Origin of the sequence: Pseudomonas sp. KCJK9000 (genome assembly GCF_046230725.1) — a bacterium.
GTDB classification, from domain to species: Bacteria; Pseudomonadota; Gammaproteobacteria; order Pseudomonadales; family Pseudomonadaceae; genus Aquipseudomonas; species Aquipseudomonas promysalinigenes.
Genome location: NZ_JBJJLN010000001.1, coordinates 106994 through 131181, shown reverse-complemented (window position 1 = coordinate 131181; position 24188 = coordinate 106994). Strand labels below are relative to the sequence as shown.

Annotated in this window: 16 protein-coding genes; 9 read left to right on the top strand and 7 right to left on the bottom strand. The window is 61.4% G+C overall.

The genetic code is table 11. The features are described from left to right. Nucleotides 1–91: 91 nt before the first annotated feature. On the top strand, nt 92–358 hold the full coding sequence (locus ACK59H_RS00550; protein ID WP_060479278.1) for a hypothetical protein: 267 nt from the start codon (nt 92–94) through the stop codon (nt 356–358). 48 nt (nt 359–406) lie between these two features. Here ACK59H_RS00550 and putP read toward each other — a convergent pair whose 3' ends face one another. After that, a complete protein-coding gene (gene putP, locus ACK59H_RS00545) occupies nt 407–1885 on the bottom strand; it encodes a sodium/proline symporter PutP (protein WP_060479279.1) in 1479 nt (492 codons plus the stop codon). A 358-nt stretch (nt 1886–2243) separates the two neighbouring features. Here putP and putA point away from each other — a divergent pair, with 358 nt between their 5' ends. Beyond that, the gene (gene putA, locus ACK59H_RS00540) at nt 2244–6197 is read left to right on the top strand and encodes a trifunctional transcriptional regulator/proline dehydrogenase/L-glutamate gamma-semialdehyde dehydrogenase (RefSeq protein WP_060479280.1); all 3954 of its coding nucleotides are present in this window, start codon (nt 2244–2246) and stop codon (nt 6195–6197) included. Nucleotides 6198–6647: 450 nt separating this feature from the next. Here putA and ACK59H_RS00535 read toward each other — a convergent pair whose 3' ends face one another. Continuing rightward, on the bottom strand, nt 6648–7331 hold the full coding sequence (locus tag ACK59H_RS00535) for a hypothetical protein (protein WP_155500262.1): 684 nt from the start codon (nt 7329–7331) through the stop codon (nt 6648–6650). 434 nt (nt 7332–7765) lie between these two features. Here ACK59H_RS00535 and ACK59H_RS00530 point away from each other — a divergent pair, with 434 nt between their 5' ends. The 7 genes from ACK59H_RS00530 to yccS all read left to right on the top strand — a co-directional run bounded on the left by ACK59H_RS00530 (nt 7766) and on the right by yccS (nt 18892). Further along, nucleotides 7766–9568: an acyl-CoA dehydrogenase gene (locus tag ACK59H_RS00530; protein WP_409264163.1), complete on the top strand. Its 1803-nt coding sequence runs from the start codon at nt 7766–7768 to the stop codon at nt 9566–9568. A 31-nt stretch (nt 9569–9599) separates the two neighbouring features. Further along, on the top strand, nt 9600–11042 hold the full coding sequence (locus tag ACK59H_RS00525) for a TldD/PmbA family protein (protein WP_060478128.1): 1443 nt from the start codon (nt 9600–9602) through the stop codon (nt 11040–11042). Further along, the gene (locus tag ACK59H_RS00520) at nt 11042–12361 is read left to right on the top strand and encodes a TldD/PmbA family protein (RefSeq protein ID WP_060478129.1); all 1320 of its coding nucleotides are present in this window, start codon (nt 11042–11044) and stop codon (nt 12359–12361) included. Before ACK59H_RS00525 ends, ACK59H_RS00520 begins: the two co-directional genes overlap by 1 nt. A gap of 88 nt (nt 12362–12449) precedes the next feature. After that, nucleotides 12450–13877 (top strand): multidrug transporter subunit MdtD, encoded by a 1428-nt coding sequence (gene mdtD, locus ACK59H_RS00515; protein WP_060478130.1) that lies wholly within the window; start codon nt 12450–12452, stop codon nt 13875–13877. Between the two features lie 112 nt (nt 13878–13989). Further along, a complete protein-coding gene (dbpA, locus tag ACK59H_RS00510; RefSeq protein WP_230849756.1) occupies nt 13990–15324 on the top strand; it encodes an ATP-dependent RNA helicase DbpA in 1335 nt (444 codons plus the stop codon). A gap of 119 nt (nt 15325–15443) precedes the next feature. Then, the gene (locus ACK59H_RS00505; protein WP_060478195.1) at nt 15444–16625 is read left to right on the top strand and encodes an NAD(P)/FAD-dependent oxidoreductase; all 1182 of its coding nucleotides are present in this window, start codon (nt 15444–15446) and stop codon (nt 16623–16625) included. A gap of 83 nt (nt 16626–16708) precedes the next feature. Then, nucleotides 16709–18892 (top strand): YccS family putative transporter, encoded by a 2184-nt coding sequence (gene yccS / locus ACK59H_RS00500; protein ID WP_060478132.1) that lies wholly within the window; start codon nt 16709–16711, stop codon nt 18890–18892. 110 nt (nt 18893–19002) lie between these two features. Here yccS and ACK59H_RS00495 read toward each other — a convergent pair whose 3' ends face one another. The 5 genes from ACK59H_RS00495 to fba all read right to left on the bottom strand — a co-directional run bounded on the left by ACK59H_RS00495 (nt 19003) and on the right by fba (nt 24108). Continuing rightward, a complete protein-coding gene (locus ACK59H_RS00495) occupies nt 19003–19740 on the bottom strand; it encodes an ABC transporter substrate-binding protein (RefSeq protein WP_261744272.1) in 738 nt (245 codons plus the stop codon). A 135-nt stretch (nt 19741–19875) separates the two neighbouring features. Beyond that, on the bottom strand, nt 19876–20172 hold the full coding sequence (locus ACK59H_RS00490; protein ID WP_060478134.1) for a helix-turn-helix domain-containing protein: 297 nt from the start codon (nt 20170–20172) through the stop codon (nt 19876–19878). A 12-nt stretch (nt 20173–20184) separates the two neighbouring features. Continuing rightward, nucleotides 20185–20685, bottom strand: a complete 501-nt coding sequence (locus ACK59H_RS00485) for a M48 family metallopeptidase (RefSeq protein ID WP_060478135.1) — start codon at nt 20683–20685, stop codon at nt 20185–20187. Nucleotides 20686–20723: 38 nt separating this feature from the next. Continuing rightward, nucleotides 20724–22844, bottom strand: coding sequence for an EAL domain-containing protein (locus ACK59H_RS00480; protein ID WP_060478136.1), 2121 nt, complete (start codon nt 22842–22844; stop codon nt 20724–20726). A gap of 199 nt (nt 22845–23043) precedes the next feature. Next, entirely contained in the window at nt 23044–24108 is a 1065-nt protein-coding gene (fba, locus tag ACK59H_RS00475; protein WP_008093958.1) for a class II fructose-bisphosphate aldolase, read from the bottom strand. Between the last annotated feature and the right edge of the window lie 80 nt (nt 24109–24188).

Here is a 24188-nt window from a genome sequence, read left to right as displayed (position 1 = left end):
GCTCCCCGTCCTGACCGGGACCCAATTCCAGCTCCGACCGCCGACCAGCGCTGCTGATACTCAAGCCTCCTACCAACCAGGAGTACCTGAAATGAAAGCCTCCATCAAAGCAGACGTGAGTGGCACTGAAGTTAAACTCCACGGTGTACTGGGTATCACCAATGCCCCGTACACAGCAGTCGTGGAACTGACCAGGCCAGGCAACGTCATCGAAAACCGAGTGGTCTCCAGCTCCGGCGACACCACCTGGCAACTGACCCTGCAGGGCTGTGAGCCCGGCGAATACAGGGCATTGATCCGCCCTCGCGAGGAAAAGGCGTTCGAAGCAACACTGTGCAAGTTCACCGTTGCCAACTGAGCACTCTAAAGCAGCCGACGGCATTGACTGCCGCCGGCTGCAATCACATCACTTCTCGGCGTGGTACGCAGCATCCGCTGCTGCGAAACGCGCAGCCATGGCTTTCGAAGGACTACCCAGCTTGCTCACCACAACGATAGCGATACTGGCGAACAGGAAGCCCGGGATGATTTCGTAGAGGCCTAGGGTGTCGAAATTCTTCCACAGGATCACGGTCAGCGCGCCAACCACGATACCTGCCAGCGCACCGTTTCGAGTCATACCTTTCCACAGGACCGAGATCAGTACCACTGGGCCGAACGCTGCGCCGAAGCCGGCCCAAGCGTATGCAACCAGACCCAGCACGCGGTTTTCCGGGTTAGCAGCCATGGCGATGGCGATCAGAGCAACGGCGAGCACCATGAAGCGGCCTACCCAGACCAGCTCACGCTGGGATGCACCCTTGCGCAGGAAGGCTTTGTAGAAGTCCTCGGTCAATGCACTGGAGCAAACCAGCAACTGGCAGCTGAGGGTACTCATCACCGCCGCCAGGATGGCCGACAGCAGCACACCAGCGATCCATGGGTTGAACAGGATTTTGGCAAGTTCGATGAACACCCGCTCATGGTTTTCGGTGACCGGGCCTGCCTGGTCTGGATGGGCAGAGAAGTAGGCGATACCGAAGAAGCCCACGGCGCAGGTGCCAGCCAGGCAAAGGATCATCCAGGTCATGGAGATACGGCGAGCCTTGGCGATGGATTTCACCGAGTCGGCAGCCATGAAACGCGCCAGGATGTGCGGTTGGCCAAAGTAGCCCAGACCCCAGCCCAACAGCGAGATGATGCCGATGAAGGTGGCGCCTTTGAACATATCGAAGTTGGCCGGGTTCTGTGCTTCGATGGCCATGAAGGTGGTATCGAAACCACCGGTAGAGATCAGCACGATCACCGGAGTGAGGATCAACGCAAAGATCATCAACGATGCCTGCACGGTGTCGGTCCAGCTTACTGCAAGGAAACCACCGATGAAGGTATAGGCGATGGTGGCTGCGGCCCCTGCCCACAGAGCGGTTTCGTACGACATGCCGAAAGTGCTCTCGAACAGACGAGCGCCAGCAACGATGCCAGAAGCACAGTAAATGGTGAAGAACACCAGAATCACGATGGCCGAGATGATCCGCAGCAAGCCACTGGCATCTTCAAACCGGCTGGAGAAGTAATCCGGTAGGGTCAGCGCATCACCATTGTGCTCGGTCTGCACGCGCAGACGGCCGGCGACGAACAACCAGTTCAGGTAGGCACCAACGGTCAGGCCGATGGCAATCCAGGCCTCGGAAAGGCCGGCGAAGTAGATGGCACCCGGCAGGCCCATCAGCAGCCAACCGCTCATGTCGGAAGCGCCGGCCGAGAGTGCGGTAACCACACTGCCCAGGCTGCGTCCGCCAAGAATGTAATCGGAAAGGTTCTTTGTGGACCGATAAGCGGCGAAACCGATCAGTACCATAACCGCGATATAGACCACGAAAGTGATCGTTAGTGGATTGCCCATGCGTGTGCCCTGGCGTTTGTTTTTATGTCATGCGCAACCTTCGCGAAGTCGGTTGCACCCAGGCCGCGAATCCTATGCAACAACGCAAACCCGGTGCAACCCTTTTTCATTTGACAGTTGCACCCGGCCGTACCCTTTAGGAAAAATCCTGTTTCTTGCTTCTTTTTGGAGCAAAAGAGCGCCTACATAGAAGAAAACGCACCATAAAGGATTCTTTTCACACGGTAGGAAATCGCCTCAGACGAGTTGCACCTTTTCTTGTGAAAAAACGGGTTGCACCTGGTTGCACCCGAAATCTCCTACAGATAATCTTGATGCCAGCTTAAGCCACAGCCGTGGCAATAATGAGGATAAGAAATTGGCGACGACCACCCTTGGGGTCAAACTCGATGACCCGACCCGTGAACGACTCAAAGCAGCTGCGCAATCGATCGATCGCACGCCGCATTGGTTGATCAAGCAAGCGATCTTCAATTATCTGGAGAAGCTAGAGGGTGGTGCCACTTTGACCGAGCTGAACGGCCATGCAAACAGCTTGGTTGACGATGCCGGGGAAGTCCAGCCAGACCACGCCCACCAGTGCTTCCTCGAATTTGCCGAAAGCATTCTGCCGCAGTCGGTATTGCGCTCGGCGATCACCGCCGCTTATCGCCGCCCTGAGCAGGAGGTGGTGCCGATGCTTCTTGAGCAGGCGCGCCTGAGCACTGCACAGGCGGAAGCGACCAACAAGCTGGCCGCAAGCATTGCCGAGAAACTGCGCAATCAGAAGAGCGCTGGCGGCCGTGCTGGCATCGTCCAGGGCCTGCTGCAAGAGTTCTCGCTGTCGTCTCAGGAAGGCGTGGCGCTGATGTGCCTGGCCGAGGCGCTGCTGCGCATCCCTGACAAGGGCACCCGCGACGCCCTTATTCGCGACAAGATCAGTAACGGCAACTGGCAGCCACACCTGGGCAACAGCCCGTCGCTATTCGTCAACGCCGCCACCTGGGGCCTGCTGCTGACCGGCAAACTGGTTTCCACCCACAACGAAACGGGCCTGAGCTCCTCGCTGACGCGCATCATCGGTAAAAGTGGCGAGCCGATGATCCGTAAGGGTGTCGACATGGCGATGCGCCTGATGGGCGAGCAGTTCGTCACCGGTGAAACCATCGCCGAAGCCCTGGCCAATGCCAGCCGCTTCGAGGCCAAGGGCTTCCGCTACTCCTACGACATGCTTGGCGAAGCCGCACTGACCGAGCACGACGCGCAGAAATATCTGGCCTCTTATGAGCAGGCGATCCATTCGATCGGCAAAGCGTCCCATGGCCGCGGCATCTATGAAGGCCCAGGCATCTCCATCAAGCTTTCGGCACTGCACCCGCGCTACAGCCGCGCCCAGTACGAGCGCGTGATGGAAGAGTTGTACCCACGCCTGCTGTCGCTGACCCTGCTGGCCAAGCAATACGACATTGGCCTTAACATCGACGCCGAAGAAGCCGACCGCCTGGAGCTGTCCCTGGACCTGCTCGAGCGCCTGTGCTTCGAGCCAAGCCTGGCAGGCTGGAATGGTATCGGCTTCGTGATCCAGGCTTACCAGAAGCGCTGCCCGTATGTGATCGACTACGTCATCGACCTGGCCAAGCGCAGCCGTCATCGCCTGATGATCCGCCTGGTAAAAGGCGCGTACTGGGACAGCGAAATCAAGCGTGCACAGGTCGAAGGCCTGGAAGGCTACCCGGTCTACACCCGCAAGGTGTACACCGACGTTTCTTACGTCGCCTGCGCTCGCAAGCTGCTGGCCGTGCCGGAAGCGATCTACCCACAGTTCGCGACCCACAACGCCCATACCCTATCGGCGATCTACCATATCGCTGGGCAGAACTACTACCCAGGCCAATATGAGTTCCAGTGCTTGCACGGCATGGGTGAGCCCCTCTACGAGCAAGTTGTAGGCAAGGTGGCAGATGGCAAGCTGAACCGCCCTTGCCGGGTATACGCACCGGTCGGCACCCACGAAACCCTGCTGGCCTACCTGGTTCGTCGCCTGCTGGAAAACGGCGCCAACACCTCGTTCGTCAACCGCATCGCCGACCATTCCATCTCCATCCAGGAATTGGTCGCCGACCCAGTTGCCAGCATCGAGCGCATGGGGACTCAGGAGGGCGGCATCGGCCTGCCGCACCCGCGCATTGCGCTGCCGCGCGAGCTCTACGGCACCGACCGCGCCAACTCCGCCGGCATCGACATGGCCAACGAACATCGCCTGGCATCGCTGTCCTGCGCCATGCTGGCCACCGCTCAGAACGACTGGAAAGCCACTCCGATGCTGGCCTGCGCCGCCAGCGAAACAGCTGCCGTCGCCGTGTTGAACCCTGCAGACCACCGCGACGTGGTGGGCCACGTGCAGGAAGCCACCGTCGCCGACGTCGACAATGCCATCCAGTGCGCACTGAACGCCGCGCCGATTTGGCAGGCCACGCCCCCGGCCGAGCGCGCAGCCATCTTGGAGCGCACTGCCGACCTGATGGAGGCTGAAATACAGCCGTTGATGGGCCTGCTCATCCGCGAAGCGGGCAAAACGTTCGCCAACGCCATCGCCGAAGTGCGTGAAGCCGTAGATTTCCTGCGCTACTACGCGGTGCAGGCCCGTAATGACTTCAGCAACGACGCCCACCGCCCGCTGGGCCCGGTGGTGTGCATCAGCCCGTGGAACTTCCCACTGGCCATCTTCACCGGCCAAGTGGCTGCAGCATTGGCTGCCGGCAACCCGGTACTGGCCAAGCCTGCCGAGCAGACTCCGCTGATCGCCGCCCAGGCTGTGCGCCTGCTGCTCGAGGCAGGCATCCCGGAAGGCGTGCTGCAATTGCTCCCAGGGCGTGGCGAAACCGTCGGTGCCGGCCTGGTCGGTGACGAGCGCGTCAAAGGTGTGATGTTCACCGGCTCCACCGAAGTGGCCCGGCTGCTGCAGCGCAATGTTGCCGGCCGCCTGGACAACCAAGGCCGTCCGATCCCGCTGATTGCCGAAACCGGTGGCCAGAACGCGATGATCGTCGACTCGTCGGCGCTGACCGAACAGGTGGTGATCGACGTGGTGTCTTCGGCCTTCGACAGCGCCGGCCAGCGCTGCTCGGCGCTGCGGGTGCTGTGCCTGCAGGAAGACTCCGCCGACCGCGTGATCGAAATGCTCAAGGGCGCCATGGCCGAGAGCCGTCTGGGTTGCCCAGACCGCCTGGCCGTGGACATTGGCCCGGTAATCGACGCCGAAGCCAAGGCTGGTATCGAGAAGCACATCCAAGGCATGCGCGATAAAGGCCGCGCGGTATATCAGGTGGCGATCGCCGATGCTGCCGAAATCAAACGCGGCACCTTCGTGATGCCGACCCTGATCGAATTGGAAAGCTTCGATGAGCTCAAGCGTGAAATCTTCGGCCCTGTCCTGCACGTGGTGCGTTACAACCGCCGCAACCTCGATCAACTGATCGAGCAGATCAACGCATCCGGCTATGGCCTGACCCTCGGTGTTCATACCCGCATCGACGAAACCATCGCCAAGGTGGTTGAGACTGCCAATGCCGGCAACATGTACGTCAACCGCAACATCGTTGGCGCCGTGGTCGGCGTGCAGCCCTTCGGTGGCGAAGGCCTGTCCGGCACCGGCCCGAAAGCCGGCGGCCCGCTGTACCTGTACCGCCTGCTGTCGACCCGCCCGGCCGACGCGGTTGGCCGGCATTTCCAGCAGGCCGATGGCCAAGGCCAGCCAGACCGCGCCTTGCACGAGCAGTTGGTCAAGCCGCTGCACAGCCTGAAGGCATGGGCGCAGAGCAACCAAAACGCTGACCTGGCTACGCTGTGCGAACAGTTCGCCAGCCAATCGCAGAGCGGTATCGCCCGTCTCTTGCCAGGCCCTACCGGCGAGCGCAACAGCTACACCATCCTGCCGCGCGAACATGTGCTGTGCCTGGCAGACAACGAGGCCGACCTGCTGGCGCAGTTGGCTGCCGTGCTGGCTGTGGGCAGCTCGGCGGTATGGGTGGACGGCGAGCCAGGCAAGGCCCTGCGCGGCCGCCTGCCGAAGGAGCTGCAGGCCAAGGTCAAGCTGGTGAGCGACTGGAGCAAGGATGAAGTGGCATTCGACGCTGTCATCCACCACGGCGACTCGGACCAACTGCGCGGCGTGTGCCAGCAAGTGGCCAAGCGTGCCGGGGCGATCGTGGGTGTGCATGGGCTGTCCAGTGGCGACCACCAGATTGCCCTGGAGCGCCTGGTGATCGAGCGAGCGGTGAGTGTGAATACAGCGGCGGCAGGCGGTAACGCCAGTTTGATGACCATTGGCTGACGGCTGGGGTTATTGATGAACGAGGAGAGCTTCGGCTCTCCTTTTTTTTCGTCTTGAGTTTTTCTGCGCCTGCGAGATCGAGCGCCGCCCCCCATATCCAATTATTGATTTCAGCAATAATCATCGGCAGAACCAAGACTATTGAAACAGATGGAACAATAAAAAAATATCTAAATGGTATTTGCAGCATCGCCAAGTACACAGCCCACTTTTTACCTGCGTAAATTCCGATACACGAGACGACCACCGACCCCTGTAAAACCAAGCCAGCCCAGATCAAAACTTCCGGTCCACCCCAACTACGTATCACTTCAAGGCCACTTTCAAAGTCCGACCAGAACGGCACATCTCCACGGGCAGCGCTACGCAGACAATACAAACAAATGTAAAACGCATCCATGCCGGCCCAGAACAGATATAAGAAATGCCGCAGCCTAACGCTTGAATCAGTCAATGTGCACCTTCCCGAAACTCGTATACCTCATCGGCCACTACAGGGCGCCAATGCCAAGATTGGCCAGTTATCGCCCACTCGTCACTAGCCTCGACAAAATATTGCGTTATTTTCCGCACAGCCCCATAGCGATGCAATGCTGACAACCTGGCAAAATCACGTTCGCTGTCTTTTAGCGGCATCCACCTCTGACTCACAACACGCCTAGTATTGGCATAGTCTCTGCCTTCGCTTGCGAAAAGACGTCCTTCATCTCCGCGTGAGGTTAAAAAGTTTGCCGCGAAGGCAACACTGGACCAGAGCGAGTCTAAATCAATGCTAAAAGTGCTCCACTTACCAGGCCCTTCCGCCTGTGCATATGCACTTCCATACAGGTGATGATCCATTTTTGATGGCGCCCACCTCAATGTGGGATAACACGACACATCAATCGGAGAGCGTACATGCTCGCGAACAACAAACCATTTTCCCTCACGCACCAATGTCAAAGCTCGCTCTATTTCATCGCCGAGCAATGCTCGCCCCACAGGCAAATTACAAGCACCAATAAATTCACCCAACCCGCGCAGATGAATACTTCTGCGCAGTGCGTCTCGGACGACGGACTGGGCAAAGAAAGGATCTTCGACCCTGGAAATTTCTTCTTTCCAAACATTGCGCCAATGGCAAACTCTATCCACAAAACTTCCTCACTAGCAAAGAACGACATCTACCTCTTTTTTCATTGCTATGGTTGTAGGAGCTTTCCGCAAGATGCGTAAGCACCCCCTGCATTTCGTGGAAGCTTGCGAGCCTTACCGGCATTCTCCTTTTTCATGGGCGTATGTCTTGAGATGGTTGCCGACGGTAAGATCTTGGCAAGATATCGCGTCGTACCCACAAGGCGGTCGCGCGCGCCTGTCACAGGCGTTACTGGCCCGAAACAAACGTAGGAGCGAGCGCAGCTCGCGATGCGCCGCGCGGGCGGCGCTCGATCTCACCGGCAACGAAACAATCAAGGCAAGCACCAGCCCACCCTCACCCGTTCTAAACCCATATCACCCAAACCTATTAACCTCCCCCCTTCCAGTACCACCGCTTAGACTCGGCACATGCCCGCTCAAGGACCGCTGCCATGCCCGAGACCCTGCTCAGTTCCCGCAACTTGGCCTTCGAACTCTACGAAGTGCTCGACGCCCAAGCCCTGGCCCAACGCCCGCGTTTCGCCGAGCACAGCCGCGAAACCTTCGACGCGGCCCTGGCCACCGCCCGCACCATCGCCGAAAAACTCTTCGCCCCGCACAACCGCAAGGCCGACGAGAACGAGCCGCGCTACATCAACGGCCGCGCCGAGCTGATCCCCGAGGTAAAGCCCGCCGTCGACGCCTTCCTCGAAGCCGGCTTCCTCAACGCCAATCGCGACTACGACGCGGGCGGGATGCAACTGCCCAGCCTGGTCTCGCAGGCCTGCTTCGCCCACTTCCAGGCAGCCAACGCCGGCACCACGGCCTACCCGTTCCTGACCATGGGCGCAGCCAACCTCATCGAGAGCTTCGGCAACGACGAACAAAAGCGTCTGTACCTGCAACCGATGATCGAAGGCCGCTACTTCGGCACCATGGCCCTGACCGAACCCCACGCAGGCTCTTCGCTGGCCGATATCCGCACCCGCGCCGAACCCGCCGGCGAAGGCACTTACCGACTCAAGGGCAACAAGATCTTCATCTCCGGCGGCGACCACGAGCTGTCGGAAAACATCGTGCACATGGTGCTGGCAAAGCTGCCGGATGCACCGCCCGGCGTTAAGGGCATTTCGCTGTTCATCGTGCCCAAGTACCTGGTCAACGACGATGGCAGCCGTGGCTCGCGCAACGATGTGTCGCTGGCGGGGTTGTTCCACAAGATGGGCTGGCGCGGCACCACCTCCACCGCACTGAACTTCGGTGACCAAGGCCAGTGCGTTGGGTATCTGGTCGGCCAGCCCCACCAGGGACTGGCGTGCATGTTCCAGATGATGAACGAGGCGCGCATCGGCGTCGGCATGGGTGCGGTGATGCTCGGCTACGCCGGCTACCTGTATTCCTTGGAGTACGCCCGTCAGCGTCCACAGGGCCGTATGCCGGACAACAAAGACCCGCACAGCCCAGCCGTGCCAATCATCAGCCACACCGACGTCAAGCGCATGTTGCTGACGCAGAAAGCTTATGTCGAAGGCGCCTTCGACCTTGGCCTGTACGCTGCGCGGCTATACGACGATACCCACACGACCCAAGATCAGCTTCAGCGCGACCAGGCTCAGCAGTTACTCGACCTGCTGACCCCTATCGTGAAATCCTGGCCTTCGACCTTTTGCCTCAAAGCCAACGAACTGGCCATCCAGATACTCGGCGGCCACGGCTACACCCGCGAGTACCCCGTAGAGCAGTACTACCGCGACAACCGCCTGAACCCGATCCACGAAGGTACCGAGGGCATCCAGTCCCTGGACTTGCTAGGGCGCAAGCTTGCGCAGAACAACGGCGCTGGGCTCAAGCAACTGATCCGCCAGATCGCTGCAACGGCTGAACGGGCCAGCCATCACGCCAACCTGGACGCGATGCGCCAGCCCCTGGAGCACTTGGTCAACCGCCTGCAGGCGGTGACGCTATCCCTGCTTGGCGATCTTGCCCAATCCAAGGTTGCCAGCGCCTTGGCCAACTCCGCTCTGTACCTGAAGGTATTCGGCCACTGCGTGGTCGGCTGGCGCTGGCTGGAACAGGCCATTCATGCCGAACTTGGCCTGCTCAACGGTACAGCTGCCGACCGCGACTTCTACCAGGGTAAGCTGCAAGCCGCACGTTATTTCCTGACTTGGGAAATTCCTGGCTGCCATAATGAGCTGGCATTGCTCGAGGCGCGCGACGACACGTGTCTTACCATGCAAGAAGGGTGGTTCTAGGGGGAGCCACCGTGAAAACGGAGGCTTGCACATGTTCGATTCCAGCGCCCTGCTGCGCCAGCGCTTTGCCGCGCTGCGCAGCACCGCCGAAATGTTTTCCCTACGCCATGTGAAACAGGCGCATCAGGCGCTTTCGGTGCGCCGCAATGTGGCCGAACCGCCGCATTTCAGCCAGGACGAAGGCGCCATGCTGACAGTGCGGGTCAATGGCGTTGAGGCCTACGCGGCCACTGCAGATCTGTCGCAAGCTGGCCTGCAACAGGCACTGGAACAGGCTGAAAAACTGGCACGGCAGATCGCCAAGCACAGCCTGCTCGATCTGCGCGAGCAACCGGTGACCAGCGCCTGTCACGACCACCTTTCGCCCAACTTCGACCAGCCGGTGCCCAATCTGGCCGACTGCCTGGGCCTGCTGGCCGCCGAATCGGCCAGCGTGCCGAAAGACAGCCGCCTGGTGGACTGGCAGGCCAGCCTGGGCATAAGCGTCGTCGAACAGACCTACCTGAACTCGGCTGGCGCACAGCTGCGCCATGCACAGCGCTTCATTTTCCCAGGCTTGAGCGTCACCGCCAGCGACGGACAGGACAGTCAGTGCCGCAGCCTGGGCCGCGAAAATTTCGGCCAACAGGGCGGGTTCGAGATCATCGAGCGCTGTGGTTTGGTCGGTGCTGGTCGGCATGTGGCCGACCAGGCGCTGCAATTGCTGCTGGCGCCTAACACACCCAGTGGCCCGCGCGACCTGCTGCTGATGCCCGACCAGATGATGCTGCAAATCCATGAGTCGATCGGCCACCCACTGGAAATGGACAGGATCCTTGGCGATGAGCGCAACTACGCGGGCACCAGCTTCGTCACATCCCGCGACTTCGGCCAGTTGCAATACGGCTCCAGCCTGCTGAACGTGACCTTCGACCCCACCATAGGCGAAGAGCTGGCCAGCTACAGCTTCGATGATGACGGTAGCGCTGCCAGTAAGCAGTTCCTAATTCGCGACGGCCTGCTGCTGCGCCCGCTGGGCGGTGCGCTGTCGCAATTTCGTTCGGGCCTGGACGGCGTGGCCAACAGCCGCGCCTGCGGCTGGAACCGTGCGCCGATCGACCGTATGGCCAACCTCAACATCGAGCCCGGTGATCAATCCCTCGAACAACTGGTGCAGGGCATCGAGTCCGGCATCTTGATGCGCACCAACCGCTCCTGGTCCATCGACGATGCGCGCAACAAATTCCAATTCGGTTGCGAATGGGGCCAATTGATCAAAGACGGCGAGCTCAAAGGCGTGGTCAAGAACCCGAATTACCGCGGCATCTCGGCGCAGTTCTGGCGTAATCTCGCGGCCGTCGGTGATCGCAGCACCTTCCAGGTGCTGGGTACGCCCAACTGTGGCAAAGGCGAACCCAACCAGGTGGTCAGGGTCGGGCATGCCTCGCCCGCCTGCGTGTTCCGCCAGATCGACGTGTTCGGAGGTGATGCCTGATGAAACCGCTTTTCCAGACCTTGGTCGCCTCCGTGCAGGCGGCCCTGCAAACAGGCGAGCACTTCACTTGCGGCTTCAGCGCCGAGCAGTCGCAGTTCGTGCGTTTCAATCACGCCAAGGTGCGCCAGGCCGGGGAGGTGAGCCAGGCCAGCGCGCAGTTACGGCTGATCCGTGACGGGCGCCAGGCAGAGCAGCAGGTGACCCTCAGTGGCGACCCTGCAATCGACCAGCAACGCCTGGGCCAGGCGTTGCAGCAGCTACGTCAGACCTTGCCGCTGCTGGCCGTCGACCCCTACCTGCGCCTGGACGACAGTGCCTGGCACAAGCTCGACCAGCAGGACCAGCCGCTGCCCGACATCGACCAGCTACTGGCGCTGCTTGAAGAGCAAACGAGTGACCTGGACCTGGTCGGCATCTATGCCGCAGGGCCGATCTACCGTGGTTTTGCCAGCTCGTTCGGGGCGTTTGGCTGGCACCAGGCCAACAGCTTCAACTTCGACTGGAGCTTGTTTCACAGCAATGGCCAGGCGGTGAAAGCCAACTATGCCGGCCAACATTGGAATGAGCAGTCGTTCACCACACGTCTGCGCCAGGCGCGGGAACAGTTGGGCTTTCTAGGGCGCCCCGCCATCACCCTCGAACCTGGGAGCTATCGCGCCTACCTGGCGCCGGCGGCGATGGACGAGATCGCCGGTATGCTCTGTTGGGGTGGCTTCTCGGCCCAAGCCCTGGCTACTGGCAACAGTGCCTTGCAGCGCCTCTACAACGGCGATGCGCAACTGCACCCACAAGTGACCCTCAGCGAGCAGATCAGCGGCTCGCTCAGCCCGGCCTTCTCCGATGAGGGCTCGCCGCGCCTGGACGTGCCGCTGATCGCTCACGGCAAAGCCTTGCAGCGGCTGGTCAGCGCTCGCAGCGCGGCAGAATTCGGGTTGCTGGCCAATGGTGCCGACAGCTACGAGTCGCCTTGCGCCCTCAGCCTGGCGCCGGGCAGTTTGCCCAGCGCGCAGATCCTCGAACGGCTGGGCACCGGGCTTTACATCAGCAACCTGTGGTACCTCAACTACTCCGACCTACCCGCCGCACGCATGACGGGCTTGACCCGTTTCGCCACACTTTGGGTGGAAAACGGCGAGATTCAGGGGCCGGTGAATACCATGCGCTTCGATGACAGCTTGTACAGCCTGCTCGGCAGCCAGCTCGAAGACCTGACCCAAGAGCGGGAGATGATCCTATCGACCAGCACTTATGGGCAGCGCAGTACCGGGTCGAGTCATCTGCCTGGGGCGCTGGTCAAAGGGTTGACCCTGACATTGTGATTGGATTGGCTGGCCTTTTCGCACCTCAAGCTGTGATCACCGAGATTGCACAGCCGCGAAAAGGTCGGCACTGACAAACGAGGAAGTCATGCCCGAACGTCCACCGCTTGACCCGATCACCGCCCGCTGGCTGCCCTGGGTGGTGGCCATCGCCTTCTTCATGCAGTCGCTGGACGGCACCATCCTCAACACGGCATTGCCGGCGATGGCCCGCTCGCTGGCCGAAGACCCGCTGCGCATGCAGGGGGTGATCATCGCCTACATGCTTACCGTAGCGCTGTTGATTCCGGCCTCCGGGTGGATCGCCGACCGCTTCGGTACCAAGCGCATCTTTTTCAGTGCCATCCTGCTGTTCAGTTTCGGCTCGCTGCTTTGCGCCATGGCCAACAGCCTGGGCTTTCTGATCTTCGCCCGCGTCGTGCAGGGCCTGGGGGGCGCCCTGATGCTGCCGGTTGGGCGGCTTGTGGTACTGCGCGCCTACCCGCGCACCGAGCTGGTGCGAATCATGAGCTTCATCACCATACCCGGCCTGCTCGGCCCGCTGCTCGGCCCGACCTTGGGCGGGTGGCTGGTGGAAATCCTCAGTTGGCACTGGATCTTCTTGCTCAACCTGCCAGTCGGGGCGCTAGGCTGCTACGCGGTCTGGAAGTTCATCCCTGACCTGCGCGGTGCCGAGCGCACCACCTTCGACGGCCCAGGCTTTGTGCTGTTCGGTGCGGCAATGGTGCTGATCACCATCGCCATGGAAGGCCTCGGTGAGCTGCACCTGCCGCACCTGCGCGTCATGCTGTTGCTGTTCGCCGGCATGGCCTGCCTGGCAGCCTACTGGCTGCGCGCCGGTCGCGACCCGGAGCCGCTGTTCTCACCCAGCCTGTTCCGCGTGCGCACCTTCGCCATCGGGATTCTCGGCAACCTGTTCTCTCGCCTGGGCAGCGGCGCGCTGCCATTTCTGGTGCCGCTGCTGCTGCAGGTGGCGCTGGGCTATTCGCCAGCTCAGGCCGGCATGAGCATGATCCCCCTGGCGGCATCGGCCATGCTGGCCAAGTCGGTCGCCCGGCCCTTGATCGAGCGCCTGGGCTATCGCATCGTGCTGACCAGCAACACGTTGCTGCTGGGCATCCTGCTGGCCAGCCTTGGCCTGGTCGACGAGCAGACCCCTTATGCCATGCTGCTGGTGCAACTGGCACTGCTGGGTGCGGTCAACTCGATGCAGTTCACAGCGATGAATACCGTCACCCTGATCGACCTGGACGACGCCAGCGCCAGCAGCGGCAACAGCCTGCTGTCAGTTGTCGCACAGTTGTCGTTGAGCCTCGGCGTGGCCTGCGCTGGCGCCCTGCTCGGCGGGTTCACTGCCGCCGGTAATGCCGATGGCGTGGAAACCACGCTGGGTGCCTTCCAGCTGACCTTCGTCACCATCGGCATCATGGCGATGCTCGCCGCGGCCATCTTCCTGCAACTGGCGCCCACGGACGGAAGGCGTGCCCGTCGTCCGGAACAAGACATCGAGTCGTAGGGCGAATGGCCACGAGGCTGGTAGACTGTGCAGCATTTTTCGCTTCGCAACGCAGGCCCGCCTCGTGACCACCGAAACTACCGCCTTTGCCACCCTGCCGCTGTCCGCCGCCATGCTGGCCAACCTGGACGCCCTGGGCTATGCCTCGATGACGCCGATCCAGGCCCAGAGCCTACCCGTCATCCTCAAGGGCCAGGACCTGATCGCCCAGGCCAAGACAGGTAGCGGCAAGACCGCCGCCTTCGGTATCGGCCTGCTCAACCCGATCAACCCACGCTACTTCGGCTGCCAGGCGCTGGTGCTGTGCCCTACCCGCGAGCTGGCCGACCAGGTGGCCAAGGAGCTGCGCCGACTTGCCCGCGCCGAGGACAACATCAAGATCCTCACGCTGTGCGGTGGCGTGTCGCTGGGCCCGCAGATCGCTTCGCTGGAACATGGCGCGCACATCATCGTCGGTACCCCCGGGCGCATCCAGCAGCACTTGGACAAAGGCACCCTGGTGCTCGACGGCCTCAATACCCTGGTGCTGGACGAAGCCGATCGCATGCTCGACATGGGCTTTTTCGACGCCATCGCCAGCATCATCGGCAAGACGCCAGCGCGCCGCCAGACCCTGCTGTTCTCGGCTACCTACCCGGCCGGCATCGAGCAATTGGCCGCCGATTTCATGCGCAAGCCGCAGCAGGTGAAAGTCGAAAGCCTGCATGCCGACAACCAGATCGAGCAGCGCTTCATCGAGATCGACCCGCAGCAGCGCCTGGAGGCCGTCACCCGTGTACTGGGCCACTACCGCCCACAGTCGTGCGTGGCGTTCTGCTTCACCAAGCAGCAATGCGAGGACGTGGTGGCTCACCTGACCGCCAAGGGCATCGTCGCCCAGGCGCTGCACGGCGATCTGGAGCAGCGTGACCGTGATCAGGTGCTGACGATGTTTGCCAACCGCAGCAGCTCGGTGCTGGTAGCCACTGACGTGGCAGCGCGGGGCCTGGACATCGACGGGCTGGACATGGTCATCAACGTCGAATTGGCCCGGGATGCCGAAATCCATGTGCACCGGGTGGGCCGCACTGGCCGCGCAGGCGAGAAAGGCATCGCGGTGAGCCTTGTAGCGCCGGCCGAAGGCCACCGCGCCCAGGCCATCGAAACACTGCAGAAAACCCCGCTGCGCTGGGACCAGCTCGACAGCCTGAAGAACAAGGGCGAACCCTTGTTGCCGTTGATGAGCACGCTGTGCATCGGCGCCGGGCGCAAGGACAAGCTGCGTCCGGGTGACATCCTTGGTGCATTGACCGGAGATGCCGGCATCCCAGGCAAGCAAGTGGGCAAGATCGCGATCTTCGACTTCCAGGCTTATGTGGCGGTAGAGCGGCCACTGGCCAAACAGGCCATGCAGCGCCTGAACAGCGGCAAGATCAAAGGCCGAGCCCTTAAAGTTCGTATCGTCTAAAGCCTGGCAAGGTCCTGGTAGAAGCGGGTTTACCCGCGAAGGTGACGGTGGGCTCACCACCGTCTACGCGGGTGAACCGCTTGCACAGGGTTCAGCGTTTTTTCAAGAAGGTTTACACCGTGCATTCCACCGACGTGATCATCCTCGGCGCCGGCGCCGCCGGCCTGATGTGCGCCCAGCTCAGCGCGCGCCGCGGCCGCCGGGTATTGTTGCTCGACCACGCCAACAAACCCGGCAAGAAGATCCTCATGTCCGGCGGCGGGCGCTGCAACTTCACCAACCTCTACACCGAGCCGAGCAATTTCCTCTCGCATAACGCGCACTTCTGCAAATCGGCGCTGGCCCGCTACACCCAGTGGGACTTCATCGAGCTGGTTGCCAAGCATGCAGTGCCGTACCACGAAAAGAAGCTCGGCCAGCTGTTCTGCGACAACAAGGCCAGCGACATCCTCGATATGCTCCTGGCCGAATGCGATGAGGCAGGCGCCGAGATCCGCATGCACACCAGTATCGAGCACATCGAGAAGACCGAAGCCGGCTATTTGCTGCAAACCAGCGCCGGCCAGTTTGCCTGCCAGTCACTGGTCATCGCCACCGGCGGCCTGTCGATCCCGACTTTGGGTGCTACCGGTTTCGGCTACCAGGTAGCCCGCCAGTTCGGCCACACCCTGCTGCCGACCCGAGCAGGACTGGTGCCGTTCACGATCACCGAGCCCCAACTCAAGGCACTGTGCACCGAGCTTTCGGGCACCTCGTTGGACTGCACCGCCAGCTGCAACGGCGCCAGCTTCCGGGAGAACCTGCTGTTTACCCATCGCGGCCTCAGTGGCCCGGCGATCCTGCAGATTTCCTCGTTCTGGGAAGCCGGCGATGCCGTGCAAATCAACCTGCTGCCCGACCGCGATGCACTGAGCTGGCTGCAGCAGATGCAGGTCGAGCGCGCCAACGCCGAGTTGAAGACCGTGCTGGGCGAGGTATTTACCCGCAAGCTGGCCAACCTATTGGCCGACCAGTGGTTCGAGTCGCGGCCGATGAAGCAGTACACGCCAGCGCAACTGGCCCAGATCGCGGAGCAACTGGCCAACTGGCAAGTGGTGCCAGCGGGTACCGAAGGCTATCGCACAGCGGAAGTTACCCTCGGCGGCGTCGACACCCGTGAGGTGTCGTCAAAAACCATGGAATCGCTGAAAAGCCCGGGTTTGTACTTCATCGGCGAAGTGCTCGACGTTACCGGCCATTTGGGCGGTTTCAATTTCCAGTGGGCCTGGGCATCGGCCAACGCCGCAGCGCAGTTCGTGTAGAGTAGAATCCATTCAGCAGCACGGAACGCTTCTTGCTGGCCGTGCTGCAATGCATTCATTCGATCACTGCCTAGCAGGCCATCATGTCATCGAGCTCGTTGCGTCAGTCACTGCGTCGTCTGTGGGGCCAAGACAAGTTCAGCTACAGCATCCGGGTCACCATCGCCCTTACCGGCAGCCTGGCCCTGTGCTGGTACCAGAACGAAATGGCCCTGTTGATCCCACTGTTTCTCGGCATCATCGCCAGCGCCCTGGCCGAGACCGATGACAGCTGGCAAGGCCGCCTCAGCGCCCTGGCGGTCACCCTTCCCTGCTTTGCCATTGCCGCACTTGCTGTGGAGTTGCTGTTTCCCTACCCGTGGATCTTCGTCATCGCCCTGGCGCTGGCAGCCTTCGCGCTGACCATGCTCGGCGCCCTGGGCGAGCGTTATGGTGCGATCGCATCGGCAACCCTGATCACCTCGGTCTACACCATGATCGGTGTAGACCAACGCGGTGGCCAAGTCAGCGATTTCTGGCACGAGCCGATGCTGCTGGTGGCGGGCGCTGCATGGTATGGCCTGCTCTCGGTGCTGTGGCAGGCGCTGTTCTCCAACCAGCCGGTGCAGCAGAGCCTGGCCAAGCTGTTCTATGAATTGGGCAGCTACCTCAAGCTCAAGGCCAGCCTGTTCGAGCCGATCCGCAACCTCGATGTCGAGGCCCAGCGCCTGGACCTTGCTCGGCAGAATGGCAAGGTCGTGGCAGCGCTGAACGCTGCCAAGGAAATCATCCTGCACCGGGTTGGCAACAGCCAACCGAACTCCAAGGTCAGCCGCTACCTGAAGTTGTACTTCTTGGCCCAGGACATCCATGAGCGGGTCAGTGCCTCGCACTACCCCTACAACGCCCTTAACGAAGCGTTCTTCCATAGCGATGTGATGTTTCGTTGCCAGCGCCTGCTGCGCAAACAAGGCGCCTCCTGCCAGGAACTGGCACGCTCCATCCGCCTGCGTCAGCCATTCGTGCTGGCCACAGGCTTTGCCGAAGCCCTGGAGGACCTCAACGCCTCCCTCGAGCACTTGCGCTTGCAAAGCAACCCGGCCTGGCGCGGCCTGTTACGCTCACTGCGGGCGCTGGCCGCCAACCTGGCCACCCTCGACCGCCTGCTCAGCGCCGCCAGCAACCCCGACAGCCTGGCCGATGCCAGCGACAGCAGCCTGCTCGACCGCTCGCCGCGCAACTTCAAGGATGTCTGGACACGCCTGCGCACCCAGCTCACGCCGACTTCGCTGCTGTTCCGTCACGCCCTGCGCCTGCCGCTGGCGCTTTCGATCGGTTACGGTATGGTGCACCTGATCCACCCGACCCAGGGTTACTGGATCATCCTTACTACGTTGTTCGTCTGCCAGCCCAACTACGGCGCCACCCGGCGCAAGCTGGTGCAGCGGATATTCGGCACCGCGATAGGCCTGACCGTAGGCTGGGCGCTGTTCGACCTGTTCCCCAACCCGGTGATCCAGTCACTGTTCGCCGTGGCTGCAGGGGTGGTGTTCTTCGTCAACCGTACCACCCGCTACGCCCTGGCCACGGCTGCGATCACCCTGATGGTACTGTTCTGCTTCAACCAGATCGGGGATGGCTACGGCCTGTTCCTGCCGCGCCTGTTCGATACCTTGGTCGGCAGCCTGATCGCCATCCTCGCGGTATTCCTGTTCCTCCCCGACTGGCAAGGCCGGCGGCTGAACAAGGCGCTGGCCAACACCCTCACCTGCGCCAGCGTGTACCTGCGCCAGATCATGCAGCAGTATGCTTACGGCAAGCGCGACGACCTCGCCTACCGGCTGGCTCGACGCAACGCCCACAACGCCGACGCAGCGCTGTCGACCACGCTGGCCAACATGTTGATGGAGCCAGGGCATTTCCGTAAGGAAGCCGATGTCGGTTTCCGCTTCCTGGTGCTCTCGCATACCTTGCTCAGTTACCTGTCGGGGCTGGGTGCTCACCGCGACACCGCCTTGCCGACCGATGTGCAGGAGCAGTTGATCGACGGCGCCGGACAAAGCCTGGCCAACAGCCTGGACGAAATCGCCAATGGTCTGTCGGCACGGCTGCCAGTGGCCATACACAGTGATGCCGAAGAGGCGCTGGCCAATGCTCTGGAGCAGATGCCCGATGAGCTGGATGAGCATCAAAGGCTGGTACAGACGCAGTTGGCGCTGATATGCCGGCAACTCGCGCCGCTGCGCACGCTGGCTGCTCACCTGATCAAAGAGGCGCCATCTAGCTGAGGTGCTTTTTGCAGCGGTCTGTTCGCCGCTGAAGCAGCACCTACCCGCTAGCGTGCCCTGCGAGGCAGTCTTAACCCTCGGTGGTGAGCTTCACCCGAGAACAGGCGGGATCAGAAACCATACTGGTGCAGCAGCCGTGCATAGCTGCCATCGGCTTTCATCGCAGCAATGGCCTGGTCGAAGCGCTCGACGATTTGCTGGTGGTCGGGGTGCTTGAGGCTCACCAGAATATGCAGGGTATTCTCACCCAGCAATGGCTCCATCAGTTCCACCTCATCGCGCACACTCTGCGGCTCGCGTTGCAGGTTGTAGCGGGCGACGTATTCATCCTCCACAGCCAGGTCGACCCTCGCGGCAGCCAGCATGCGCACGGCGGTGGAAAAGTCGCGCACTGGCACCTTGTGCAGGAGCGTGTCGGCATCGAAAGCTGAAGAGTAAGCGTAGTCGCGCACCACAGCGATACTGAAGGGATAGAGATCGGACTGGCGTTGGTAGCGCAACGTCTGGCCCTTGCGCTTGAGTAGGCGGATGCGATTGCTCAGGTAGCCCTTGGAGAACTGCCCAAGCCGTTTGCGTGCATCGTTGTGCCAAGCGTTTATCAGCACGTCGTAGCGCCCTTCGCCAATGCCCATCAACGCTCGCGCCCAAGGCACTTGCTCGTAGCTGCTGGTATAACCGGCGCGGGCCAGCGCCGTGGTGACCAGGCTGGTGGCCAAGCCACCGCCCGGCATGCTGCTTTCGGTGAACGGCGGCCAGGTATCGGCCACTAGCCGCAGCTTGTCCTGGGCCATTGCAGAACCTGCAACGAGCACACCCAGCAAACCCAACGCGCAAAGCAGTGGCCGCATGCATAAGTCCTTTTGCAGTGGGGGGCACACGCAGTGATAGGCGATTCGCAAAAGTGAGCGTACACAAAGAGGCTGCAGGTGGCAGCAGCCAATAGTGTCATTTAGCCTCTATTTTGGCCGTGGGGACGAAACAACTCATGGATAGCCCAGTACTTCTTTGACCTGCCGCAAGTTGCGGATGATCCACTGCTTGTCGATCGCACCCCAGTCGTGAATGCGATAATGCCCAGCATGGTTGCGCGCCCCTTCCTGCTGCTCGAACTCACAAAGGATATCCAGGTCGGCGAGCGCAGCGATGGTGTCCTGGGCCGTACGCCGAGGCATGCCGGTGGCCTCCACAAGCGCTGGCACGCTGGTGGCAGCCTGGCTGTCGATCAGCCAGGCCACGTACAGGCGGCGATAGAAACTGCTTTTGGTCTTGCTCACATCCATGCTGCGTGGTCCTTACAGGTTGCCCGGCAACTCCCGATAGGTCAGGTAGACGCGCAGGTCGAACTCCAGTTGATGGTAGGCCGGCTCCATGTGTTGGCAGAGCTGGTAGAACGCTTTGTTGTGGTCGCGCTCACGCAGGTGCGCCAGCTCGTGTACCACGATCATGCGCAGAAATTCCGGCGCGGCCTCCTTGAACAACGAGGCGATACGAATTTCTTTCTTCGCCTTGAGCTTGCCACCCTGTACTCGCGATACCGCCGTGTTGAGCCCCAGGGCCCGATGGGTCAGGTCCAAGCGGTTGTCGAACAGTACCTTGTCCAGGTTAGGCGCGCTGCGCAGGTATTGCTGGCGCAGGTCCTGGGCATAACTGTACAGCGCCTTGTCGCTCTGCACGTCATGGCGCCCGGGGTAGCGCCGTTCAAGGTATTGGCCCAGGCGGTCGCTGTCGATCATCTGCCGCACCTGCTCTTGCAGGTGCGGGGGGTAGGCTTGCAAATAGCGTAATACGGTCATGGCATGGCTTCGGCGTAACGAACGCTGATTCTAGCCAATCACAGCCCAGGCCAGGGATAAATTGCCGGAAAGCCAGTGGCATCGCCCGCTGTCAGTGGATGTGCCACCAGAAAACCCTGAATATAAGCGCATCCGTTCGCTTTGAGCCACGCGGCCTGGGCCTGTGTCTCTACCCCCTCGGCGATCACAGTGATGCCGTACTGCCCGCACAAATCGATGACCGTACGCACCAAAGCGGCATCCACCGCCGAATCCGGCAAACGCGCTACCAGATGGCGGTCCAGCTTCAAGGTGTCGATAGGCAGGTCGCGCAACATGCGCAGCGAGCAGTCGCCAGCGCCAAAGTCGTCCAAGGCCACTCGCACGCCCAGGTCGCGCAGGCGTTGGGTCTGTTTGATCGCCGCCTCGATGTTGTACATCAAGGAGGTCTCGGCCACCTCGACCTCCAGTTGTGCCGGGTCCAGGTGATAATCCTGAATCACCCGCTGCAGTTCATCGACCAGGCTCGGCATGGTGAACTGCGCTCGGCTCAGGCTGATGCCCAAGACCAGTTCCGGGGCAAATGCCCGGCACCACGCCTGACGTTGCGCGGCGCCTTGACGATAGATCCAGCTGGCCAGCCGGTTGATCAGGCGCGCCTCCTCCAGCAGCGGGATGAACAGGCCGGGCGGCACATCGCCTACGCTTGGGTGCTGCCAGCGCAACAGCGCCTCGAAACCACGCAGGCGACCATCGGCAAACGCCACCTGAGGTTGGTAGACAAGGGTGAAGTCGTGGTCTTCGATGGCATTGCGCACGCTGTCTTCGAGCATCAGGCGCGAACGAGCGCGGCCATTGAGTTCCACATCATAAAAACGATACTGGTGGCGGCCGGCCTGCTTGGCCGCATACATCGCGGTATCGGCAGCGCGCAGCAAGCCCTCGACATTCGCGCCGCAGTCGGGGTATGTGGCGATGCCGATGCTCACGCCCAGGCACACGTCGACCCCGTCCACCTGCTGCTGAATCGACACCCGCTCGAGCAGCTTCTCGGCGTGGCGCCCGGCTAGCTCCGGATAGGGCAAACCATCGAACAGCGCGATGAACTCGTCACCGCCGATGCGCGCCAACAGCGCCTCGCTGCCAAGGCAGTCTTTGATCTGCTCAGCCACCCAGCGCAGCACCCGGTCGCCGGCTTCATGGCCCAGCGAGTCATTGATCCGCTTAAACCCGTCCAGGTCCATGTACATCAAGGCCTGGGCCTTGTTCGAATGCTCGCCGCGCAGCAACACGCCTTCGGCCGACTGATAGAAACCACGGCGGTTGAGCAGCCCGGTCAGAGGATCGGTCACCGCCTGATGTTCCAGTTGCTGGTGCAGGCTACGCTCAGCCGACATGTCCAGCACCGTGACCACCATCGCCTGCTGCTCCGCCGGCAGCGGCGCGCACGACAGGGCGACCGGTATCAGGTGGCCCTGCGGGGTGCGCAGGTGGGCATCGTGGACGCGTACGATCTGCCGCGTCAGGTAGGCGTTGTAGAACTCGGACTCGTTCCACAAGCTGGCACTGGCCAATTGCAGCAGATCAAGCAGGCGGGAACCCTGAAGTTGCCCTACCGGAGCGCACATCAAGCTTGAGATTGCCGGGTTGGCAAAGCTGATGACGCCGCAGGCGTCGACAACCAGGATGCCCTCGGCGGCGTTTTCGAGGATGGAGGCGTTGAACGCCCGGGCAGCCTCAAGCTCCCGGGTCAGGCGCTGCAGCATGCGCCGATTGCGCTGCTGTTCCAACTGGGCTTGAACCTTGGGCTTGAGGATCTGCGGATCGAACGGCTTGAACAGATAATCCACCGCCCCACTGGCATAGCCCTTGAGCACGGCCGCTTCGGACTGCTCGTTGGCGGTGAGGAAGATGATTGGGGTCAGCCGGGTACGCTGGCTGCCGCGCATCAGGCGGGCCACCTCAAAACCATCCATTTCCGGCATCTGCACATCGAGCAGGACCAGATCGACCTCGTGTTCCAGCAGCTTGCCCAAGGCCTCCATGCCCGAGCTTGCGGTCAATACTTGCCAATCGTTGCGCGCCAGCAGGGCACGCATGCTGATGAGGTTTTCCGGGTAATCATCTACCACCAGAAGAACTGACGTTCCATCCAGTGGTTGAGGGTAAGCGCCATCCATGCTGCGTCTCTTGTATGACCGACTTCAAAGTCCTTTTGGATCCGATTAACACTCTAGACCCGTACATGCAGCAAGCAATGCAATCAGATAGCTATCAATCGACAAGTTTCACGTTAGCCGACTAACGGTGTGCCTGCAGCATTTGCGACACATAAAAAAACCCGCATCGCTGCGGGTTTCTTCAGTTCTTGCCTGAGACTCAGTTGACCTTGGCGGCCAGCTCACCTTTGAGGTAGCGCTGGAACATGCCTTCCAGGGAGATCGGCTTGATCTTCGAGGCATTGCCGGCGGTGCCGAAGGCTTCGTAACGGGCGATGCACACATCACGCATGGCCTTCACGGTCTCACCGAAGAATTTGCGCGGGTCGAACTCGCTCGGGTTCTGCGCCATCAGGCGGCGCATGGCACCGGTAGAGGCCAGACGCAGGTCGGTGTCGATGTTGACCTTGCGCACGCCGTGTTTGATGCCTTCGACGATTTCCTCGACCGGTACACCGTAGGTTTCCTTGATGTCGCCACCGTACTGGTTGATGATCGCCAGCCACTCTTGTGGTACCGAGGAAGAACCGTGCATCACCAGGTGGGTGTTGGGGATACGCTTGTGAATTTCCTTGATACGGTCGATGGCCAGCACGTCACCGGTAGGTGGCTTGGTGAACTTATACGCACCGTGGCTGGTGCCGATGGCGATGGCCAGGGCGTCGACCTGGGTTTTCTTGACGAAGTCGGCGGCTTCTTCCGGGTCGGTCAGCATTTGGCTGTGGTCCAGCACACCTTCGGCACCGATGCCGTCCTCTTCACCGGCCATGCCGGTCTCCAGCGAACCCAGGCAGCCCAGCTCACCTTCTACCGAAACACCGCAGGCGTGGGCCATGGCCACGGTCTGCTGGGTGACGCGCACGTTGTACTCGTAGTCGGTCGGGGTCTTGCCATCCTCGCCCAGCGAGCCGTCCATCATTACCGAGCTGAAGCCCAACTGAATGGAACGCTGGCACACGTCAGGGCTGGTGCCGTGGTCCTGGTGCATGCACACCGGAATGTGCGGGAATTCTTCGATGGCGGCCAGGATCAGGTGGCGCAGGAACGGAGCACCGGCATATTTGCGGGCTCCGGCCGAAGCCTGGACGATCACTGGAGAGTCGGTCTTGTCGGCCGCTTCCATGATGGCGCGCATCTGCTCGAGGTTGTTGACGTTGAAAGCCGGAACGCCGTAACCGAACTCGGCGGCGTGGTCCAGCATCTGGCGCATGCTAATGAGTGCCATTGTGTATCTCTCTCCCGACAAGCGTCGTTTGTTTCGTGCAAGCCTGCCGCAGGGGCGGTTGCTGTTCAAGTAGTGTGGGC